Source organism: Candidatus Cloacimonas sp. (assembly GCA_039680785.1).
GTDB lineage: Bacteria > Cloacimonadota > Cloacimonadia > Cloacimonadales > Cloacimonadaceae > Cloacimonas.
On record JBDKSF010000043.1, the window covers coordinates 1 to 21,101 of the forward strand.

The following is a 21,101-nucleotide window of genomic DNA, read 5'->3' on the forward strand; positions in this document are numbered from 1 at the left end:
GAGGTCCTGATGATGAGGGCTATTTGCTAAAGGATAAAAAGGGCGTAAGATCTTTTTCAGGAGTAGATTCAACCGCGGAAATAAAATCTCTATATCCTATATTGACGAATGATTCTAATTTTTGGGCAAAGCAAGGTGGGAAAGCACAGGATAATTATGCTGGCTTAGAAAATATTATATTAGGAATGGGTTTTCGGCGATTGAGCATTTTGGAATTGAAGCCAATTGGCCATCAGCCGATGTTTGATAGAGAACTGGGCATAGCAATTTGTTTTAACGGCGAAATATATAACTATTTGGAACTGCGGGAAGAACTTAAGGCAAAGGGTTATAAATTTTTCAGCAATAGTGACACGGAAGTGATTATCAAGGCATATCACTTTTGGGGTGAGAATTGTGTGCAGCATTTTAACGGAATGTGGGCATTTTCTTTATGGGACGAAAACAAAAATATGCTCTTCTGCAGTCGTGATCGTTATGGCATAAAACCCTTTTATTATGCAGTTCAGGATGGAATTTTATATTGGGGCAGTGAAGTTAAACAGCTTTTGCTAACTCCTATAGACAAAAACTTAAATCAGGCAATGATTTGGCGTAGTATGAAGATAAATTCTTTGCTTGTTTATGAAGATGAGACCTATTGGCAAAATATTCGCTGTTTGAAACCCGGGCATAATTTGATTGTAACCAATGGTAAACTTCATATAACTCCATATTACGATATAGACATAGCCAATTTGGAAAGTTCGCGGCTATCTTTTAACGAGGCAGTTGAACAATATAGAAGCATCTTTTTGGATTCCATTGATTTACAATTGCGCAGTGATGTAGAAATTGGAGCTACTCTTTCCGGAGGGATGGATTCTTCAGCTATTGTTTGTTCTGTAGTGCGTAAAAAGAATAAACCCATAAAGACATTTTCTTCCTATTATGCTTATCCTCCGGAATTGGATGAACGCAAATGGATAGAAAAAATCGTGCAACAGACCTCTTGCCAGTCATTTTTGGTTTGTCCTAAAGCGGAAGATGCCATAGAGGGTTGGGAAAAATTAACTTATTATAACGATCTCCCTTTGGCGGCTGGCTTTGTATCCCAAAATGCTGTTTTGCAAGAAGCGCATCAACAAGGAATAAAGGTTTTGCTTTCGGGACAAGGTTCCGATGAAATTTCTGCGGGATACAGACATTCTTTATATCGCTATTTTGCCGATTTGATCAGAAGTATGCAAATAGGTAAATTAGGAAAAGAACTGCCCGGATATTTGCAAAAAGACAATAAAGCATTTCCCAAACTGGGCAAAATTATGCTTTCCACTTTTCTACCAGAATCATCACTCTATAATCTGGAATTTTCTTATTACCGTTTTGAGCCCTTTAATCGTGCTTTTACTAAGGAAACAAAGAATGCGTGTGGAGAACAAATTTTAAAAAAGATAAGCGATATTAAGGCATCTCGACTTTCCAATTTTCTCTATAATATGATTCATAACACTTCTCTTCAAACATTGTTGCATTTTGAAGATCGGATGGCGATGGCGAATTCAGTGGAAAGCAGAGTTCCTTTTTTGGACTATCGTTTGGTGGATTTTGTCTTTTCTCTGCCCTCTCGTTTTAAAGTTAACCCTCCCTATACGAAAGTGATACATCGATCTGCAATGCAAGAATTGATTCCGGAAGAGATATATAAACGCCAAGATAAAGGTATTTTTTCTTCGCCCTTTTATCAGGTCTGGATGAAAAATGAACTAAAATCATTTATTAATGATATTTTTAATGGTAGTGATTTCAGGCAGCGAGGGATTTGGCATTTGCCCAAGATTAATGATCAGTGGCATAAATACTTAGCTGGAGATAACAGCCAAGCGGAAATGTTATTTAATGTTGTTGCTCTGGAATTGTGGTTCAGAGAATTTGTGGATAGCCCTTTAGGAGGAAATATATGAAAAATTTCTTTAAGTTCATAGTGTTTTGGCTGCTGCTTATATCGCTTTGTTCTTGCCAACTTTTTAAAAGCCCTACAGTTACCAAAATTCAAGATGTTAAAATTGTTTCCATCACTCCTGATTTAAGCACGGTAAAAATATCGCTAATGGTCAATAATCCTAATTGTTACAAACTAAAACTGGATAAATTAAATGTAGAACTGCTGAATAAAGACCGCCAAAAAGTGGGAACGGCTACGCTCCAAAATATGGTGGAAATACCCAAAAAGTCAGGTATTTGTTTGGATTTTACGGTTGAGTTGGAAACCCGTCCAGTAGTGAAAATGGTTAGTTCTCTTGATCAGAAAGTGCCGTTTTTCATTACTGGCAAAGGTCACGGGAAAATTATGGGAATGAGTAAAACATTTAATTTTGATGAGCCCTACGAATTGGATATGAAGGAAGAATTGCAGAAAATCATTCCCAAATTCACGGCTAATGGTCAGAGTTTATTTAAAATCACTAAAACTACCGTGGAAAAAATAGGCATTGGCGAAACGGAATTGCATATCCATTTTATCGTTTTGAATCCTTATGGGCTTACTTTTAATTTAAAGAGCTTTCCGGCAGATATTTATATCAGTGATAAATTAGCGGGCAAGGGAGAGCTGAAAAATCAGCTGAAATTCAACGAAAATATTTTTTCGCAAGACGGCGTAATGGTGTTTAAATTAAATAATTTGAAATCTATCTTGGGAGCGGTGAAAGGAGCTTTTCAAGGAGAAATTAAATACAGCGTGAAAGGTAAAGTGAATATTGATGCCTTGGGAATGCAAATAAATCAGCCCTATTCCTATCAGGATGCTTTACCTGTAAATATTCTGGATATGTTGTTGAACTGATGCATAAAGCAGGTCTGAAAACACGATTCTGCTTGACATTTAATCATAAGCGGTTATTATGAAATAAAGAACTCTATAGCTAAAGGAGAAAAAGATGAGAAAAATTTTATTTGCCATAGCGATCTTGTTGCCTGTGTTTTTATTGGGGCAGGTAAACAATAACGAAACTGTGATCCCGGGTGACCCGATGTCTGAAACAGAAACGGAAAATCCAGAAGGAACGCAATGGGGAATGGGTGGAGCTGTCGGATCCATTACAATTGATAATCAGACCTACTCTCAAATTCGTTTACAACCGGAATTGCAGCTGGGAAAATTTGGAGTTGGTTTGGATATTGATTTAATCATTGATTCGGAAGGCAATGTGCGAAAAGAGGATTGGGATGAATGGCAGGATTTTGTGAATAAGATATTGTATATCAGATTTGCTCAACGCAATGATCCTTTCTTTTTTAAAATTGGCAGCATTCCGGACTATACTTTGGGCAATGGCTTGATCTTCAATAATTACTCCAATATGACGCTCTATCCAAATGTTAAAAATGTAGGTGGCTATGTAGGAATTAATACTTCCATCTCAGGTTTGGGGTTTGAAGCATATACGCATAATGTATATAAAAATGAGATCTTAGCCGGTAGAGTTCATATTCAACCTTTGGCATCTACCAATATTCCTCTTTTAAGTAAAATGCGTTTAGGTGTTAATGCTGGCATAGATCGCGATCAGTTTGCCAAATATGAAGATGATGATGATGATAACATTCCGGATGTTTACGATAAATTTCCCAAGGATAAAACCAGATATTTAGATACCGATAATGATCATATTGCCGATAATGACGATATAGACATCGACGGGGACGGAATTTTGGATCATCCGGACTATAATCCTTTCGTGGCACAAAATTTCCCTGGTATTGAAAATATCGCTCAGGGCTATAATTTGGATACAATTGTTTTTCCTGATAGTGCAGCAGCTTATAGTAAAAAGAACGAAATCATCATTTACAGCGCCGATTACCAATTGCCTTTAATTGAAACCGATCGCTTTAACCTGATCAATTATGGTGAAATAGCCAAAATTGACGGCTATGGGTCTGGAATGGTTTTTCCCGGATTTAGCAGTAAATTCTTTATCTTTGATGCCCACTTGGAATTTAGAAATTTTGGCGATCAATTCTTGCCTGGTTATTTTGACAACCAGTATGACCAACAACGAGCTCAAGTGAAACATATTACATTAGATGAAAGTGGCCGTCAATACTGGTTTTTAACCACTAAGGAAGAAACCCTGAATGAGGTTGAATCATCCTTAGGTTGGTTTGGTTATTTAAGAGCCGATTTATTCAATTTTATGTTCGCCAAAATTGCCTACCAGGATATGTATGGGAAAAATACCAATTTGGGTAAATCGCTCTGGGGCAGCATAACAGTAAATCCGGCAATGGTTCCCAAGCTGAAAGAAGCAACCATTTATTATTCACAAACTAATGCAAACTACTTAAACTTTAAGTATCTCCGTAATGATAACTCACACATTTTAGGCCGATTGGTTTATGCCATTTCTGAAAATGCAAATCTGGTGGGACGCTATAGTGAATTTTACACAGATATCAATGGAGACGGAAGAATTAAAGGCAGCGATGAAATTATGGAAACTTTAACCTTTGGAGTGGAATTTCAATTTTAACCGACGGTAGCTATATAAAGATCTGCGGTTCCGGACATACGGATTGTTTTTTCTCCATAGGGGACAAACATTGCTTGTCCTTTATTTAAAGTAAAGCCGCTTTCCGTATTCAGAGAGCCCCTAAAACAAAAAACCAGCAAGGGTTTATACTGGCTGTCCAAAATATAATTGCCATCCAGTAAAAGGCGCGCAAGGCGAAAATCTTCCGTAGGATTAGGATAAAAAATGAGTTCATTCATTTTCAAGTGAGGGTGTAAAACCCGTGGTAGATAGGGTTCAAAACGAGTGATGGAAAAAAGGATATCCCTATCTATATGTTTGGGAGTAAGCCCTCCCCTAATGACATTATCAGAATTGGTCATAATTTCTATTCCTGCACCTTGAATGTAAGAATGTAAAATTCCCGTTTCCAGAAAAATCGCCTGACCCGGTTGGAGAGTAAAAGTATTTAACAAAAGCGGACTAATAACACCGCTGTCGTTTGGGTAAAATTCGTTTAAATGTTTACAAATCTGGCAAGTAAACTTAAGTTTGGGGCTGATTGACTCTTTACATTCTTCCATAGCAGCAAAAAATTGAGTTAACTGTGCTGAATTGCTATCCATAATTTGACTGAATAAAAGCTTCAGATTTTTTTGAGAAGGTTTTTTCTCGAAAGAGCTATATGATTGCCAAACAGCGTTTAGTTTTAGCACTGTAAAATTGCGAATGATTTCCTGATAAGGTCTGAATCCACACATTGCAATAAAAGGAGTAAGCGCACAAATAAGTTCCGGTTTAGGGTGGGGGTCTTTAAAAATGCGTTGGGGATCAGATAAAGGAATTCCTGCATTTTCTTCTTTGCGGAAACCATTTTCAGCTGTTTTTTCATCTGGATGGGTTTGCAGAGAAAGTGGTTCAGCCGCTGCCAAGACCTTGAATAAGAAAGGCAAATTATCACTGATGGCATTTCCCAGCATAGTTTCTTTATTATCTCGCAATAACATATCCAAAGGTATGTTACCTTGATCGGTTATGGCAAAAGAGGGTGATTGAGGATGAGCGCCAAACCATGCTTCTGCCAATGGTTTACCAATTATTCCGGGTTCACTAATCAGGTCTTGGATGTATTTTATATCACCCCAGGAATATGTCTTTAACGAGGGTTTAATTAGATAAGGCATAAATCATCTCCTTAAAATTGAAAATAAATGAAAGGTTGGATAGCCGCCGAACGAAACTGAAAGAGAACCCAGATAAGAAATGCTAACAATAGTGATTGTAGAACCAACGGGCATTTCCGGAAGAATCTTTCCAGATAATTGTTGTATCCTTCTGGCATCCAGTGAAATATATACCCAAGCAAAATTAAAACAGCACATATATGATATTGACTGATCCATTGGAAGAATATATTTCCGTGAAAATCAGTAAAAATGCGTTTCAAAATTAACCAAGCGACGGAAAAATCGGGAGAACGGAAGAATATCCAGCCAAAACAAACAAAATGGAAAGTTACTATCACGCCCACATATTTCATCACTTTGGTTTGCATAATTTTTAACTTTAGAATCATTTTATCCAGAACCAAAGCGATGCCATGGATTCCACCCCAAACGACAAAATTCCAGGATGCCCCATGCCACAAACCACCTAAAAGCATAGTAATCATAAGATTTAAATACTGTCTGGGTTTGCCTTTTCTGTTTCCCCCCAAAGGTATATAAAGATAATCTCTTAGCCAGGAGGAAAGTGAAATATGCCAACGCCGCCAAAAATCGGTTACCGAAGTTGCTCGATAGGGTGTTAAAAAGTTTACTGGCAAAGAAAAACCCATTAAGGCAGCTAACCCAATCGCGATATCTGAATACCCACTAAAATCACAGTAAATTTGTAAAGCATAGGCATAAACGCCCAAAAGATTCTCTACACCGGAAAAAAGAGCTGGATTTTCAAAAATGCGATCTACAAAGTTGATGGATAGATAATCCGCAATCACGGCTTTTTTGAGTAAACCGGAAAATATTAACACCAGCGCTTTGGCTATTGTATCCTTGTCTAAACTTAGCTTCTTATGAATTTGGGGAATAAAATAGCTTGCTCGGACAATTGGTCCTGCCACCAGTTGCGGAAAGAAAGACACGAAAAAAGTGAAATCCACGAAACTCTTAAGCGGTTCCAGCTTTCCGAAATAAATATCCAGAGTATAACTCCAGGTTTGAAAAGTGAAAAAGGAAATTCCTACGGGTAAAATAATGTCATATAGAGGTAATTGGCCTCCGAAAATCTGATTGATGGTTGTGATGAGAAAATTGGTATATTTAAAATAGCCCAAAGTTCCCAAATTCCAAAAAACACTAATCCAGATATAAAAACGCTTCATTGCCTTACTCTTGGCATTGTAGATGAGAGCGCCCAAACCATAGTTAATTAGAGAAGTAACTAACAATAAAATTAAGAAACTACCGCTGGTTTTGTAATAAAAATACAAAGAGACAAGCATCAGATACCAAGTGCGGACTTTTACTTTATTCACTACCAGAGGATAAAATAGTAAAACAACTATGAAGAAAAATAGAAAGAAAGTGCTATGAAACAGTAATGGCTGTTGTGGATCGTAGGCAAAACTATTAATAATATTTTGAATTACGGGAGGCATCGTCATTGCTTTTGTCCTGCTTTTTCACTGAGACCTTTGTAACTTTTTATTAGTGCTTGATAAAAGAGGTAGCCATGCAGCATATATCCTTTGGGAGTGTAATGAAGCAAGTCCTTGGCAGACATTTGATTAGTTCTCCATTGTTGAACACTGTTATTTCCTCCCATTACGGCACTCAAATCCCACCAAGCGCATTGATTATTTTTGGCATAGTTAATAATGATGTTTTCCACTTTATCCAGATCAGCATTATGTTTACCCCACTTGTTAGAATCAGGCGGCAGAGTAAAAAGAACAGGTGTTTCAGGATTATACTGTCTTAAATTATGCATAAAAGCCGTAAGATTTTGGGTGAAAACATCATTTCTAAAATTTCCCTGGGCATCGTTTGTCCCTAAGGAGATGACAATTAAATCGGGTTTTAAAAAACCAATCTGTTCAAACAGAGCGGATTGTCCCTGCAGGGTGTAAAAACCGGCGCCGTTGATTCCTGAAGAGTGATATAGTAACCCTGGTTTTTCATTTTCCAAACACAGTCCATACAGAATGGATGATTCCCCCGCCAAAGAAATTTTCAGAGAAGAAACTGGTTTTTCACAGGAAACGCTGCTGTAATAATAATTACCTGTTTTAAAACATAGTTCTTGGGTTTCCCCTACCGGGGATTCCACTACAGGTCTCAAACCGGGCAGGGAGGTCAACATAGATAATTTGCTGAACCTGTTGTCTCCTCCAAAAAAATTGTTGGTTGCTATTTCCAAAGAACTGCCTTCTTTTATGTTAAGCGCAAAACCGCTTAATCCGTGTTCCGCAATATTGCGATTGAAAGAACCACTGGCTGTAATTTTATAATCGTCTGGTTGATTTGTTCCTGCCAAACGGAGAGGGAAAATCAGACCCCTTCCGGCATTGCCAAAATATTTTTGCAATGAGGTTCTTGCCGTTCCAGAAAAATAACCGGATTGAATATGGGAATCGCCAATTTGGTAGATTGTTACTTTATCTCTTAATCCGCTGCGCAATTCCAGCAATTTTTCATAAAGACCTTTCAGTGCTTTTTTATCGCCGGAAAAGTGGTTTTTATCCAGATTCAGGAATTTGAATTGATTTAAGTATTCATTACTTTCCAAAAGCAGGTAGTAGCTTTGAATGAATTCCTCAAGAGTATCCATATCGGAAGGATATTCTTCTTCGGTGAAAAGTTCTTCGCCATTTGCCAAAGTGTCTTTATCTTCTGCATTGCTACTTGAAAGCAATAAAATAAAAGTAAGAACTAAAATGCAAACAGCGATATAATAACGGTGTGCCAATTATCTTCCTTTCAAATATGCCAAAAGCATTTCAGCAATATGATCCGCTCCTGCTTTGGTAAAATGAGTATGATCTTTTCCTGCCCAAGACGGTTTGTGATTTACATAATTGGGCATAGAACTTACTCCTCCCATTGCCGTGAATAGATTCCAAAAACCACAACCAGTTTCTTTGGCAATGCGTGATTGAGCTGTAACCAAATAAGGAATATCGGGAGAAGTAATATATTCAGACCCCTGTTTAATACTTCTGTCATGGGCGCTGATTAGCAAAATCGGAACACCCGGAAGAGCATTTTGTATGTGTTTTATGCTTCTTATCATACCCCTTTCATAGTAGCCATAATTCCTAATTTTATAGTTGGATACATTTATGCCATAATGAAGGACAACCAAATCGTAATGAAGATTCTGTTGAAATTGAGTTAAAATATCCGATCCGATCCGTTGAAAATACATTCCGGAATAACCTCGAATAGGATAATTATCTACATAAGCTCCTTGTGGCTCATCAAAACTAACTCCGTAAAGATGTAAGGGATCGTAAGCGCTAAATTCCAGCCGAATTTTTTTACAGGTATTTACTGGGCTGAGGTCTAAAACTTGAACTCCGAGTTGGCTATTTAAAAAGCGTTTAATAGAAGGCGCTCCATCATAAGAGACCTTTACAAAACTGCTGTCCGTTCCCAAACTGTAAAAAAGCCGAATTTTTTTAAAATTAGTAGCTCCTCCTGGAACAGCTGAAGCGGCATATTCTACCCAAGGATTGTAGTGAACATAAAAACGGGCGCTTTCTTTTTGTGGTTTTGGGCTTGCTACCTGGGCAGTATCAGAAACGGCTAAACTATCAAGTTGCAAGGGTTCTATCACTTTTTCCGCGAGATAGTAATTGCGGGGAATATATGTATATCCTGTTATTCCCAGAGGGACAGTTTTCTTTCCGGAACTCATAAATGAAATGCTTTCCCAATTGCGCGAAAAAGTATGTTTGATCGTTTGGCGAAAGTCAGCAACGATGGAAGTAATTCCCACCATTCCGATGCCTGATCCAGAATGAGTTGATTGTAGTTCCTGGCGCAATTTTCCCGTTATTAAATCCCCTTCAATAATGGAGTCACCATAATAGGCAATCCTCAAATTTTCCGCGGGATTGTTCATCCTTGCTATAAATGACTGTAAAGGCAATAAATCGTTGGGAATAGCAATTGCTTCTTTTACTATTGTAGTATCGGCAGCTTCCAGTGTTTTTTGCGGTTCCAACGATTCCAGCCAAGCAAGCTTTTTTACCGGTAATATTTTATTATCGGAGGCAGGAATCAATCTTGCCAAAATTTCTACCAAGATTACAGCCAATGCCACTAAAATAAGAGGTCTGATGAAAGCTTTATTCATATCCACCTAAGCATACAGTATTTTTTTTAAGCAATCCAGAAGGTTAATATCAGCGAGAATCCCATCACAAGCATCATCAGTAACCGCACACCTTTACGGAAACTATCTAATTCTTATAGCGGCGAAATTACAAGTAACTATTCTTCCAGATTATAGAAGCCAATTTTTAGATAGCAGTCAATCGTCAAGATTTATTTGGTTTTTTTATTTTTATGCTTTATTATATTTATAGAGATGCAAGAATTGTGGAATATCCTTTACTCCAGTTTCAATTGGGATGTTTCTTAAGTATTTTTATAGTATTAGATAGGTAACTTATGGATTGTCAATAAGGTTGGTAAGAAGTAATGCTATTTAATGGTAACTTCTCTAAGACGGGGAAGGCGTCATATTGGAAAAGAATATGTTGTATCCTTCTATGTCTTTTATATTCGAGTTTTCTTATTTCCGAATCCAGAACCGTAAAAGTGGGAATTTCTCCCAATGAACCCAAGATGTTCATTGATTCAGAAGGCAAAGCTGCAGGTATTTTTATAGATATTTTGGAGGACATTGCCGCAAAAGAGGGCTGGAAGTTAGAATATTATGAGGGCAGTTTTGACGCCATATTTTATCGGACCGTAAATGGCGATATAGACCTTATGCCTGATGTTGCTATTACTCCTGAACGGGAAAAAGTATTGGACTTTCATAAAGAACCAGTGCTTTCCTCTTGGTCTGAAATTTATGCTCGCAAAGGGATGGAAATAAACTCGGTGCTTGATTTAAACAATCATTCAATTGCCGTTCTGGAAAAATCCGTTCAGCAAAGAACAATAGAGTCCTGGATAAAAGGTTTTGACCTCACTACTAAGCTGGTAAAAGTTCATAGTTTTGACGCCGCTTTTCAAACTGTAGCTGAAGGTAAAGCAGATTGTGCCGTCTCCAATTATTTATTTGGCAGAAGGCATTTCAAACAATATGGTCTGGAAAATACCGGAATCGTTTTTGAACCTTCCACTTTATTTTTTGCCACAGCCAAAGGTAGAAATAGTGATTTGCTGGCAGCGATAGACAAACATTTGAAAACAATGAAACATCTGCCCAAGTCAACATATTATACTTCTTTGCAACGCTGGATTTCTCACGAAGAGGGCTTTAAATTTCCTCCTTGGTTGAAAATTACCGTTTCCGTAATCATCTTAGCCCTAATTTTAACAACTATATATGGCATCATTTTAAAGCATCAGGTCAATATTCGCACCAAAGAATTGCGAGAAAGCAATCTGGAAATGGAAAAAAGAATTATTGAACGCACGGCAGAATTGGAAAAAGCAATGGTGAAAGCTCAAGAAGCCGATATGTTAAAATCGGCATTTCTGGCTACTATGTCACATGAATTACGCACTCCCCTAAATTCCATAATCGGATTTACGGGCATTTTACTTCAAGAACTTCCAGGACCCTTAAATGAAGAGCAACATAAACAGCTTAATATAGTTCAGAACAGTGCACATCATCTGCTGGATTTGATTAACGACATTTTAGACCTTTCCAAAATTGAAGCCGGTCAACTGGAACTGCATTATGAATCATTTTGGTTGAATGAGTCCATAGAAAAAACCCTAAAAATTATTATGCCTCAGATAGAAAAGAAAGGTCTGAGATTGGAAACTGATATATCACCCCCAATTTTACAGGTCTATAGTGATAAACGCAGGTTGGAACAAGTGATTTTGAATCTGCTAAGTAATGCGATCAAATTTACCGAAAAGGGCTATATAAAGTTAAAGACCTTTTTAAGAAATGGGAAATGTGTTATCCAAGTTCAGGATACGGGCATAGGTATTTCCGCAGAAAATATGGATACATTATTTCAACCTTTCCGTCAGATAGATTCAGGACTAACTCGTCAATATGAAGGAACCGGTTTGGGCTTGAACATTTGTGCTCGCTTAATAGACAAAATGGGAGGAACCATAACCGTGGATAGCACTGTGGGTGAAGGAAGTTCTTTTACGGTCACTATACCATATTTAAAAGAGGAGATGGGATGAAAATGCAGGTTTTAATCATTGAAGATAATCCGGAAAATATGTATCTTATGCGCTATTTACTGGAAAATCAGGGTTATGAAGTAGAGGGCGTGACTTCAGGACCCGAAGGCATCGAAATATTAGAGAGAATAAAGCCGGATGCAATTTTGCTTGATATTCAGCTACCCGGTATGGATGGTTATGAAGTTGCTCGGGAATTGAGAAAAAATCCTGAAATCAATTCCATTCCCATTATAGCGGTAACTTCTTACGCGATGGTTGGTGATAAAGAACAAGCTCTGGCAGCTGGAGCTGATGCATACATAGAAAAACCAATCAATCCAGACACTTTTGTAGCTGAAATTGAAAAATATCTGATAAAAATTTAGTTATTTGAGGGAAGAGTAATGAAAATTTTAATCGTAGATGACCGCATTGACAATAATTATATGTTGAAATCGCTGTTTTCAGGTAAAGGACATGAAGTTTTAGAAGCTATGAACGGTAAAGAGGCACTAAATATTTTACAAAGCGAGATAGTGGATGTAATTTTTAGCGACATTTTGATGCCTGTAATGGATGGATTTACTTTATGCCGAGAAGTAAGGAAGTCCGAAAAACATAAGTATATTCCTTTTGTTTTTTATACTGCTACCTATACCGGAGCTAAAGATGAAGAACTTGCCACGAAAGTTGGCGCCAATGCTTTTTTAGTAAAACCGGCAGATCCGAGGGTTATAATGGAAACATTAGAAAATGTAATCAAAGATAACTCTGCGGAAAGAAAGGAGATACTCGGTTCAGAGGAAAATGAACAAGAAGTGCAAAAATTATACAGTGAGCGTTTAGTGCGGAAACTGGAACAGAAAATGTTGGAAACTGAGCAGGAGACCATAGCTCGCAAGCAGGCGATGAAAGCATTGCAACGCAATGAAAGATTATTGAAAGCAACGCAACGAGTGGCAAATATGGGTGGCTGGGAATGGGATGTAGCTCGCAAAAAAATGTATTGGACCGATCAAGTTTTTCTCATTCACGATCTGGATTTGGCATTACACAAAGACATAGACGATCGCACAATGTTTGATCTCTGTATGCAATGTTACACCGATACAGACAAGAAAAAAATCAAGTGTTCATTCGTTAATTGTTACCTAAATGCCATCCCTTACGCCATCGAGGGTTGGATAACAACTAAAAAAGGCAACAGAAAATATATTTGCACGGCAGGAACTCCCGTCACTAAAAATGGTAAAGTCACCAATGTGTATGGCTATTTTCAAGACCAAACAGAAAGAAAAAGTATCGAAATTGAAGAAAATAACTTGAAAGAACAGCTTACGCAAGCGCAAAAACTGATTACCATCGGACAGCTGGCTGGAGGTGTTGCTCACGATTTTAACAATATCTTAACCGTCATTTTAGGCAATGCGGAAAATGCTCTTTATCAAGTAATAGCAGATTGCCCCGTCAAAAGTGATTTGGACGAAATTATGAAGGCCGGTCAGAGAGCTTCCACCGTTACAAGACAGCTTTTAGCATTCAGTCGCAAACAGATTGTGCAGCCGGAATCTTTATTATTGAATCAAATTTTGGATGATATGTCCAAAATGATCAGACGCCTAATTGGGGAAAATATTGAAGTTGTAATAGATTGCGATAAAGACCTTGGTTATGTAAAATCGGATGTAGGACAGATGGAACAGGTTATCTTAAATTTGGTTATCAACGCCAGTGATGCTATGCCTGAGGGAGGGACTTTAACTATTTCGCTGAAGAATTATACCACCGATTCCAGCTTTCTGAAACAATATCCTAACATTCGTCCTGGCAGATATGTTTTATTAACTGTTTCCGATACGGGAATAGGTATGGATGAAGAAACCCTCAGCCATATTTTTGAACCTTTTTTCACAACCAAAGGTAACCACAAAGGAACCGGTCTTGGGTTGGTTACGGTTTATAGAATTATTCAAAGTACCAGCGGATATGTGAAAGTGAGTTCTGTTCCAGGGAAAGGAACTTCTTTTAAAATTCTCTATCCGGTAACGGAAGAATCACCGGAAGTAGCTATTCCCGAAATACCAAAACTTAAAATTGTCGGTCATTTGGAGGCGGTTATAGTTGTGGAAGATGATGAGTCAATTAGAAATCTGACCGCCAAAACAGTTACCAAACTTGGCTACAAAGTGCTTACTTGTGTAAGTGGAGACGATGCACTCATTAAATTAGAAAAAAATGGATTAAAGCCCGATTTGATCATTTCCAATGTTATTATGCCCGGCATCAATGGCATCGCTTTTGCCGCGGAAGTAAAAAAAATGCTGCCCGGCACCAAAATTATCCTTATGTCCGGTTATTCAGATAATTTTTTGCATCAATACGGAGATATTACTCCGGATATTTATTTTTTGGCAAAGCCCTTCACGCGTTCCGAATTGGAAACCGCCATTCACAAACAATTGTCGGTGGAAGCAATGGAATAGCACGGTAAATGCTTTTTTAAAGAGTGTTTCATAATTATCATTATAGCATTTAGTTAGGTTATGATTCTTCAACTATAATGCAGTAGAAACTTATCCCATTCAAACTTCTGAAAATTAGCCCTAAGCATATTTTTTTGCAAGTTCTTCCTTTTTATATCTGCATTAGCTGGGTTTAGTCCATTAGTTACCTTCAGTTGATTTACCAAAAAAAAACTTGATTAGCCCATCTCCCTGAAGTGTAAAATTTTGGGTCGCTATTATGTCTTTTCCTAATGTATTTATCTATCCTAATGCCTGTTTTACTTTCCCTCAAACTGCTTAGCGGAGGCAAGTTCCACTTTTCGTCCTTGCTTCCAAGCGTTCATCAAGTGTTTATCACCCCTTAATCAAGCGTTAACAATTAACGCTTGATTAAGGGATGTTAGACGCTAAATAAATATCTTCAAGCAAGGAAGTTAGAAGACAAATAGGTGGTTTTTATAAGAGAAGTGACGGTAAAATTGGAAGAATGTTTCGCTGCAAAAATTATTGGGCGTCTCCTGAATTTTGCTAAAATAGCTACAGGGCATTACATTCAGTTTTATGGGCAATAACCTTGAAATAAAAAATAGCTACCCTAATATAGTTTTTATAAATTGCAACTAAAATTATCCTCTTGTTTCACTTTTCCACCTTTTTCACTTTTCCACTTTTTAGCTAATCCCTTCAAAAAAAGTAGTTTTCAGTGAATTTAGCACAATTTTATCATTGGCATTCCCTTGCCTTTCTCTTTCTTTTTAGGACAAAACCTATGCTATGATGGTTATAAGGCGATTTCCGAAGCAAATAAAAAAATCTTGACAAAATTTCTTATATAATATCTACTGGCAAAAGAGGAAAAAGGAGGTAGAAATGAAAAAGCATATTTTGCTCGTCGTCCTTTTGATTTTTGCCGGTGCCTTAATGGGCAATCCTCCCGAATGGGCTTGGATGCAAAGAACATTTTGCACCGGAAACTGTATTATCTATAACCTTAAAAGTGATTCTCAGGATAGAATTAATGTGACCGGCTATTTTGAAGGTGAACTCAGTTTGGGAGCAATAACTCTAAATTCTGCAGGGTCAACGGATGCGTTTGTGGCTCAACTTGATGTTGAAGGTAATTGGCTGTGGGCTTGTTCAATAGGTGGAACAGGAGCTGAATATGCCCATAAAATTGCAGTGGATGCAGAAGATAATATCTATGTAGGAGGTCTTTTTAACCAGGATTTTACAGCTGGAACAGCGCTATTGGAAAATAATGGTGATAGTGATATCTTTTGTGTGAAATTATCCTCTGCAGGAAATATACTGAATGCAATAGCGATTGGCTCCGAGGGTCAAGACACCTTAAAAGGTTTGGCTGTAACTTTAGATGGAATTGTGTTTTTAAGTGGAAATTATAGATATTCCATTACTATTGGCAGCACAAATTTAACTAATGCTTATGAGGGATTATTTATTGGCAAATGGGATAACCAGTTAAATCCTGTATGGGCTCAACAAGCAAGTAATTTATACGATTGTCCAGAATGCATAAACCTGGGAACGGACAATTTAGGAAACTGTTATATAACCGGTTATTTTCTCTATCAATGTGCATTTGGTTATCCTAATCAGGTAATTTTAACCAGTCAGGAAACAAGTGGTTATATAGTAAAACTGGATGCTAACGGCAATCCAATTTGGGGTGAAAGGATCAGTGATGGCGGAATGGGGATTGTGGATAGCTATATTGACCCTGTTGGCAATAGTTATATTACTTGTGATATATTTTTTATTTTATTTGATAGTATGCAAAATAATCGGTTGGATGCTTCTCCTTATTGTGGAAAATTGAATTTTAATCAAAGCTGGGAATGGTATAATGATGATTCTGCAATGGGAAATTGCATACCAACCAAAATCTGTGGAGATGAAACAGGTAATTGCTATATGACCGGGATGTTATGGGGTAATTATACTTTTGGTGATGATACTTTAACCGGATATTATAATAATGCCAATATCTATGTAGCTGAAGCAAATCCGCAAGGGCAATGGCAATGGGGATTACAAACCTATGATGCTGGCTATTTATTCTATCTGGGTATTGTAGATATTACCGCTTTAGAAACAGGGGGCTGTGTGATTACTGGTTCCAATTCAACTGATAGCTTATATTTTGGCGATTTTTTCATTCCGCCTTCTTCCAATAGCTATTCCTTTATAGTAAAAGTAAATGGGGAAGCCCAAGCAATTTCTGATCCTCAAATAGTGCCAGATCTATGTAGTATATCTATATATCCTAATCCTTCCCGAGGGAAAGTTCAGTTTGAATTAAAAAACGGGCTGAAATTAACTGACGAAGCGTCTATTTATAATATCAAGGGACAATTGGTCAAACGCTTTCCTAAAGCCCAGTATAGTGGCAAAGTTGTCTGGAATTGGGACGGCTTGAATCAAGAAGGTAAAAATGCCGGTTCCGGTATTTACATTCTAAAAATCAAAACGGAAAAAGGGGTTATCAGTAAATACTTTTCGTGTTTCTAAGGGTTATAAATAGCCCCCAAAATCAGCAGTGATATTTTATAAAATATAGTCACTTAGGTAAAGCGACAAGGAATTCTTTATTTCTCTTTTGCATTGACAATATAGGCACAATTCAAGAATTGGCTTTGGAAATTTTACCTCTCTAATTTCATTGCTCCTTGGGGAAAAAGCAGGTAAAGAACTGAAATTATTTAGGTATGGATAGTGGAGAAATAAGATGAATAATAAAAAAACGGCTATTACCCCTACCCGGGAAGAAAATTACGCTGAATGGTATCAACAAGTGATCAAAGCAGCCGATATGGCTGAAAATAGTGAAGTGCGTGGTTGTATGGTTATAAAGCCCTGGGGCTATGCAATTTGGGAAAACATTCAACATATTTTGGATGGAATGTTTCGTGAAACGGGGCATAGAAATGCCTATTTTCCTATCTTCATACCGAAAAGTTTTTTTGAAAAAGAAGCCGAACATATAGAAGGTTTTGCTAAAGAATGCGCGATAGTAACTCATAGTAAATTGGAAGCAGATGAAAAAGGCGGATTGAAACTTGGCGGAGAACTCACTGAGCCCTATATTGTTCGCCCCACCAGTGAAACAATTATCGGCGCTTCCTTTGCCAAATGGGTAAATTCCTATCGCGATTTGCCTTTATTGATAAATCAATGGGCTAATATTGTGCGCTGGGAAATGCGTACTCGTTTATTTTTAAGAACTACGGAATTTCTTTGGCAGGAAGGACATACTGTGCATGAAACGGAAAAAGAAGCTCGAGAAGAGACCTTAAAAATGCTAAATGTTTATGCTACTTTTGCGCGTGATTATCTTGCTTTGCCTGTAATTCAAGGGGAAAAAACCGAAAGTGAAAAATTTCCGGGTGCCGTTACAACTTATTGTATTGAGGCAATGATGCAGGATAGAAAAGCATTGCAATCGGGGACATCTCACTTTTTGGGACAAAATTTTGCGAAAGCATCAGGTATCAAATTCCAAAATCGGAAAGGAGAAATAGAATATGGCTGGACTACTTCTTGGGGTGTTTCCACGCGTTTGATCGGTGCTATAATTATGGCTCATAGCGATGATAACGGGCTTGTTTTGCCTCCTAAAATTGCTCCTTCTCATATTGCAATTATTCCAATTTACCGAAATGAAGAAGAAAAACAAGCAGTGATGGCTTTTGCGGAAAAAGTGCAAAACAATTTGAAATGCTTATGTTTGGATGATATTCAAGTTTATGCCGAACTGGATACCAGAGATTTAACCAGCAGCGAAAGAAATTGGGATTGGATAAAAAAAGGCATCCCTCTCCGCCTGGAAATAGGTCCTCGTGATATTATCAACAATTCTGTGATGCTTGCCCGAAGAGATAAAGAACCCAAAGAAAAAGAATCAATTTGCGTTGACGATCTGGCAGATCATATTTTGAAGACCTTGGCAGAAATGCAGGAAGGATATTATCAACGAGCTTTGTCTTTTAAAGCAAAATGGACCGTGGAAATAAACGATAAAGAGGAATTCTACCGTTTCTTTACTTATAAAAATGATGAAGAACAAGAAATAAGCGGTGGTTTTGCCAGTTCCCATTGGTGTGGAAATCCATCTTGCGAAGAAAAAATAAAGGAAGACCTGAAAGTTACCATCCGCTGCATTCCTTTTGACGCAAAAGAAGAAGAAGGTAAATGTATCTATTGTGGTGAAAAATCTAAGCGTAGGGTAATTTTTGCCAGGGCATACTAAAATGAAATCAGCCATTATAACTATCGGTAATGAAATCCTGATGGGCAAAACCATCAATACCAATCAGGCATATTTGGGTTCGGAACTTGCCAAATTGGGTGTGATGGTAGAATATGGCATAACTGTAAAAGATGACCCAGTCGCAATAAAACAAGCATTGCAAGAGACCTGGAAAAAATATGACATTGTTTTTACTACCGGTGGTTTAGGCCCTACGGAAGACGATTTAACCAAATCTGCAATTTCTGATTTCTTTGGGAAAAAGCAACATTTTGATGATGCAATCTGGGAACAGATCCAAAAAAGGTTCGCTTCTCGAAATATCCCCATACCGGAAACCAATCGTTCCCAAGCAATGGTGCCGGATGATTTTATCCCTTTGCAAAATGATTTAGGAACCGCTCCTGGTTTGTTTTATCAAGCAGGAGGTAATTTGTTCTTTGCTTTGCAGGGTGTGCCTTCCGAAATGAAACATATTTTTGAAACCCAAATACAGAAAATTATCCAAACCAACTGCCCCGAAGCCAAACCTCTATTTATTAAGACATTGAGAACTTTTGGCATAGCTGAATCCCGTTTGGCTGAATTAATTACCCTTGCTGATTTGCCAGAAGGCGTATCTTTGGCTTGGCTTCCTCAAATAGGGAGAGTTGATCTGCGTTTTTACGGATTGGACAAAATAAAAGTGGAAAAGGCATCTCAAGATGCGCTGCCCAAAATTAGGCATTATGTTTGGGGCTACGATGAAGAAAGCCCGGCGGAGGTCTTATTATCTCTGCTGTTGAAAAATTTCCACACAATAAGTGTGGCAGAGTCCTGTACCGGGGGCTTGGTTCAAAAGCTGATAACTGATGTTCCGGGTGCATCTAACTCCTTCTTGGGTGGAATAATAACATACACTAACGAATTGAAGAAAAAGATATTAAAGGTTTCCGACCAGGTCTTGGAAAATGAAGGAGCGGTTAGTGAGAGCTGTGCAATGCAAATGGCGGAGGGAATAAAAGTATTGACAAATTCTACTTATGCAATTTCCATAACTGGAATAGCTGGTCCCGATGGTGGAACAGCAAAAAAACCTGTAGGAATGGTGTGTTTTGGCTTTATAGCCGCTGATAAACATTGGTCTGAAAAACAATTCTTTACCGGAGATAGGGAAATTATCCGGACAAAAGCAGCTGAATTTGTTATACTTACTTTAATCCAGAAATTACAGGGAAGGAATATTTGAATATCTTAGTGATCGGCAGTGGAGGCAGAGAACACGCAATAGCGGAATGTTTTGCCAAAAGTAAAAGTGTAACCAGGATAATTGTGTCCCCAGGCAATCCTGGAATTGCTTCATTCTATGAATGTGTGAATTTGCCGTCCCAGGAAGAAATAGCTAATTTTTGCCACAGGAATTTGATAGACATTGTTTTTATAGGACCCGAACAGCCAATTGCCGAGGGTTTATCTGATTTTCTCGCAGAAAAAGGGATAGCTGTTATCGCTCCGAGTAAATTTGCCGCGCAATTGGAAACCAGCAAGGTCTTTGCCAAGAATTTGATGCAGAATAAAGGAATTCCTACTGCACGCTATAAAGTTGCCAAGGACTCTAAACAGGTCTTGGAATTAATTGATAGTTTTGGCTATCCTGCCGTGATCAAAGCTGATGGACTGGCAGGAGGGAAAGGCGTTATTATTGTAAACAGTTTTGAGGAAGCCAAAGAAGCATTATCCCAGATCAGGATAAGCGACAAAGGAGTTATTGTAGAAGAATATTTGTCTGGGTGGGAGGTATCTTTATTTGCCTTTACAGATGGAGTAAATTTTAAAACAACTCTGTTCGCTCAAGACCATAAACAACTTTTTGAAAGTGACAGAGGTCCTAATACTGGTGGAATGGGTGCTTATGCTCCCGTTCCTGAAGCCGAAAAATATCGTGCCCAAATTGAGGCAGAAATAATCAAACCAACGCTTTTGGCAATGCAAGAACTGGGTTATCCTTATCAAGGGATACTTTACTGTGGATTGATGATAACCAAGACAGGTCCGAAAGTGGTGGAATTCAATTGTCGCCTGGGTGATCCGGAAGCACAAGTTATTTTGCCCTTACTGGAAACGGACTTGGTGGATATTTGTGAAGCAATTTTGCATTGTGAGATAAACAATGTGGAATTGAGATTTTCGCAGCAAACCGCTTTGGGAGTTGTTTTAGCTTCCAATGGATATCCGAATGCCTACAAAAAGGGCTTGCCTATCCAGATGCCTTCTGTTTTGGATAACGGAATTTATTTTTCAGGAGTAGCCAGAGATGAGAATGGTCTCGTAACTTCAGGAGGAAGGGTTTTATGTGCAGTTGGCATCGGAAATGATCTAAATGAGGCAAGAGCAAAAGCATACACAAAAGTTCAGCAGATAAGCTTCGAAAATAAAATTTTTCGACAGGATATTGGATTACGCAAGAATATCTTATAAG

The 21,101-nt window shown here is 37.9% G+C and carries 14 protein-coding genes; 10 read left to right on the forward strand and 4 right to left on the reverse strand.

All coding sequences use genetic code 11. The features are described 5' to 3' along the window. From asnB to ABFC98_02695, 3 genes are all read left to right on the forward strand, one after another. The coding region (asnB, locus tag ABFC98_02685) for an asparagine synthase (glutamine-hydrolyzing) (protein ID MEN6444934.1) at nucleotides 1-1,943 on the forward strand (1,943 nt) is incomplete at its 5' end. Then, nucleotides 1,940-2,824 carry a hypothetical protein gene (locus ABFC98_02690; GenBank protein MEN6444935.1) on the forward strand — a complete coding sequence of 295 codons (885 nt, stop codon included), beginning with the start codon at nucleotides 1,940-1,942 and terminating at the stop codon, nucleotides 2,822-2,824. The genes asnB and ABFC98_02690, both read left to right, overlap by 4 nt. Before the next feature lie 94 nt (nucleotides 2,825-2,918). After that, entirely contained in the window at nucleotides 2,919-4,514 is a 1,596-nt protein-coding gene (locus ABFC98_02695; protein MEN6444936.1) for a hypothetical protein, read from the forward strand. Here ABFC98_02695 and manA read toward each other — a convergent pair. The 4 genes from manA to ABFC98_02715 are packed head-to-tail and all read right to left on the reverse strand — an operon-like array spanning nucleotide 4,511 to nucleotide 9,854. After that, nucleotides 4,511-5,677, reverse strand: coding sequence for a mannose-6-phosphate isomerase, class I (manA, locus tag ABFC98_02700; GenBank protein MEN6444937.1), 1,167 nt, complete (start codon nucleotides 5,675-5,677; stop codon nucleotides 4,511-4,513). The two genes, ABFC98_02695 and manA, sit on opposite strands and share 4 nt — an antisense overlap. Before the next feature lie 11 nt (nucleotides 5,678-5,688). Beyond that, nucleotides 5,689-7,152 carry an MBOAT family protein gene (locus ABFC98_02705; protein ID MEN6444938.1) on the reverse strand — a complete coding sequence of 488 codons (1,464 nt, stop codon included), beginning with the start codon at nucleotides 7,150-7,152 and terminating at the stop codon, nucleotides 5,689-5,691. A 2-nt stretch (nucleotides 7,153-7,154) separates the two neighbouring features. After that, the gene (locus ABFC98_02710; protein MEN6444939.1) at nucleotides 7,155-8,462 is read right to left on the reverse strand and encodes a GDSL-type esterase/lipase family protein; all 1,308 of its coding nucleotides are present in this window, start codon (nucleotides 8,460-8,462) and stop codon (nucleotides 7,155-7,157) included. After that, nucleotides 8,463-9,854, reverse strand: a complete 1,392-nt coding sequence (locus ABFC98_02715) for a hypothetical protein (GenBank protein MEN6444940.1) — start codon at nucleotides 9,852-9,854, stop codon at nucleotides 8,463-8,465. It abuts the gene before it with no gap. Nucleotides 9,855-10,321: 467 nt separating this feature from the next. On the opposite strand from ABFC98_02715, the gene ABFC98_02720 reads away from it, so the two are divergent. The 7 genes from ABFC98_02720 to purD all read left to right on the forward strand — a co-directional run bounded on the left by ABFC98_02720 (nucleotide 10,322) and on the right by purD (nucleotide 21,100). Beyond that, nucleotides 10,322-11,890 carry an ATP-binding protein gene (locus ABFC98_02720; GenBank protein MEN6444941.1) on the forward strand — a complete coding sequence of 523 codons (1,569 nt, stop codon included), beginning with the start codon at nucleotides 10,322-10,324 and terminating at the stop codon, nucleotides 11,888-11,890. Beyond that, a complete protein-coding gene (locus ABFC98_02725) occupies nucleotides 11,887-12,258 on the forward strand; it encodes a response regulator (protein ID MEN6444942.1) in 372 nt (123 codons plus the stop codon). Before ABFC98_02720 ends, ABFC98_02725 begins: the two co-directional genes overlap by 4 nt. A gap of 18 nt (nucleotides 12,259-12,276) precedes the next feature. Next, nucleotides 12,277-14,355, forward strand: a complete 2,079-nt coding sequence (locus tag ABFC98_02730; protein MEN6444943.1) for a response regulator — start codon at nucleotides 12,277-12,279, stop codon at nucleotides 14,353-14,355. A gap of 891 nt (nucleotides 14,356-15,246) precedes the next feature. Continuing rightward, on the forward strand, nucleotides 15,247-16,905 hold the full coding sequence (locus ABFC98_02735; GenBank protein MEN6444944.1) for a T9SS type A sorting domain-containing protein: 1,659 nt from the start codon (nucleotides 15,247-15,249) through the stop codon (nucleotides 16,903-16,905). 217 nt (nucleotides 16,906-17,122) lie between these two features. Next, entirely contained in the window at nucleotides 17,123-18,643 is a 1,521-nt protein-coding gene (gene proS, locus ABFC98_02740; GenBank protein ID MEN6444945.1) for a proline--tRNA ligase, read from the forward strand. Nucleotide 18,644: 1 nt separating this feature from the next. Beyond that, a complete protein-coding gene (locus tag ABFC98_02745; protein ID MEN6444946.1) occupies nucleotides 18,645-19,871 on the forward strand; it encodes a CinA family nicotinamide mononucleotide deamidase-related protein in 1,227 nt (408 codons plus the stop codon). Further along, nucleotides 19,868-21,100: a phosphoribosylamine--glycine ligase gene (gene purD, locus ABFC98_02750; GenBank protein MEN6444947.1), complete on the forward strand. Its 1,233-nt coding sequence runs from the start codon at nucleotides 19,868-19,870 to the stop codon at nucleotides 21,098-21,100. The genes ABFC98_02745 and purD overlap by 4 nt, the downstream gene beginning before the upstream one ends. Nucleotide 21,101 lies beyond the last annotated feature (1 nt).

Excerpts from the sequence above, each read along its gene's own strand:
- ABFC98_02735 (MEN6444944.1), top strand. The coding sequence starts at position 15,247 with ATGAAAAAGCATATTTTGCTCGTCGTCCTTTTGATTTTTGCCGGTGCC.
- ABFC98_02725 (MEN6444942.1), top strand. The coding sequence starts at position 11,887 with ATGAAAATGCAGGTTTTAATCATTGAAGATAATCCGGAAAATATGTAT.
- ABFC98_02730 (MEN6444943.1), top strand. The coding sequence starts at position 12,277 with ATGAAAATTTTAATCGTAGATGACCGCATTGACAATAATTATATGTTG.
- ABFC98_02745 (MEN6444946.1), top strand. The coding sequence starts at position 18,645 with ATGAAATCAGCCATTATAACTATCGGTAATGAAATCCTGATGGGCAAA.
- proS (MEN6444945.1), top strand. The coding sequence starts at position 17,123 with ATGAATAATAAAAAAACGGCTATTACCCCTACCCGGGAAGAAAATTAC.
- manA (MEN6444937.1), bottom strand. The coding sequence starts at position 5,677 with ATGCCTTATCTAATTAAACCCTCGTTAAAGACATATTCCTGGGGTGAT.
- ABFC98_02690 (MEN6444935.1), top strand. The coding sequence starts at position 1,940 with ATGAAAAATTTCTTTAAGTTCATAGTGTTTTGGCTGCTGCTTATATCG.
- ABFC98_02695 (MEN6444936.1), top strand. The coding sequence starts at position 2,919 with ATGAGAAAAATTTTATTTGCCATAGCGATCTTGTTGCCTGTGTTTTTA.
- ABFC98_02705 (MEN6444938.1), bottom strand. The coding sequence starts at position 7,152 with ATGCCTCCCGTAATTCAAAATATTATTAATAGTTTTGCCTACGATCCA.
- ABFC98_02715 (MEN6444940.1), bottom strand. The coding sequence starts at position 9,854 with ATGAATAAAGCTTTCATCAGACCTCTTATTTTAGTGGCATTGGCTGTA.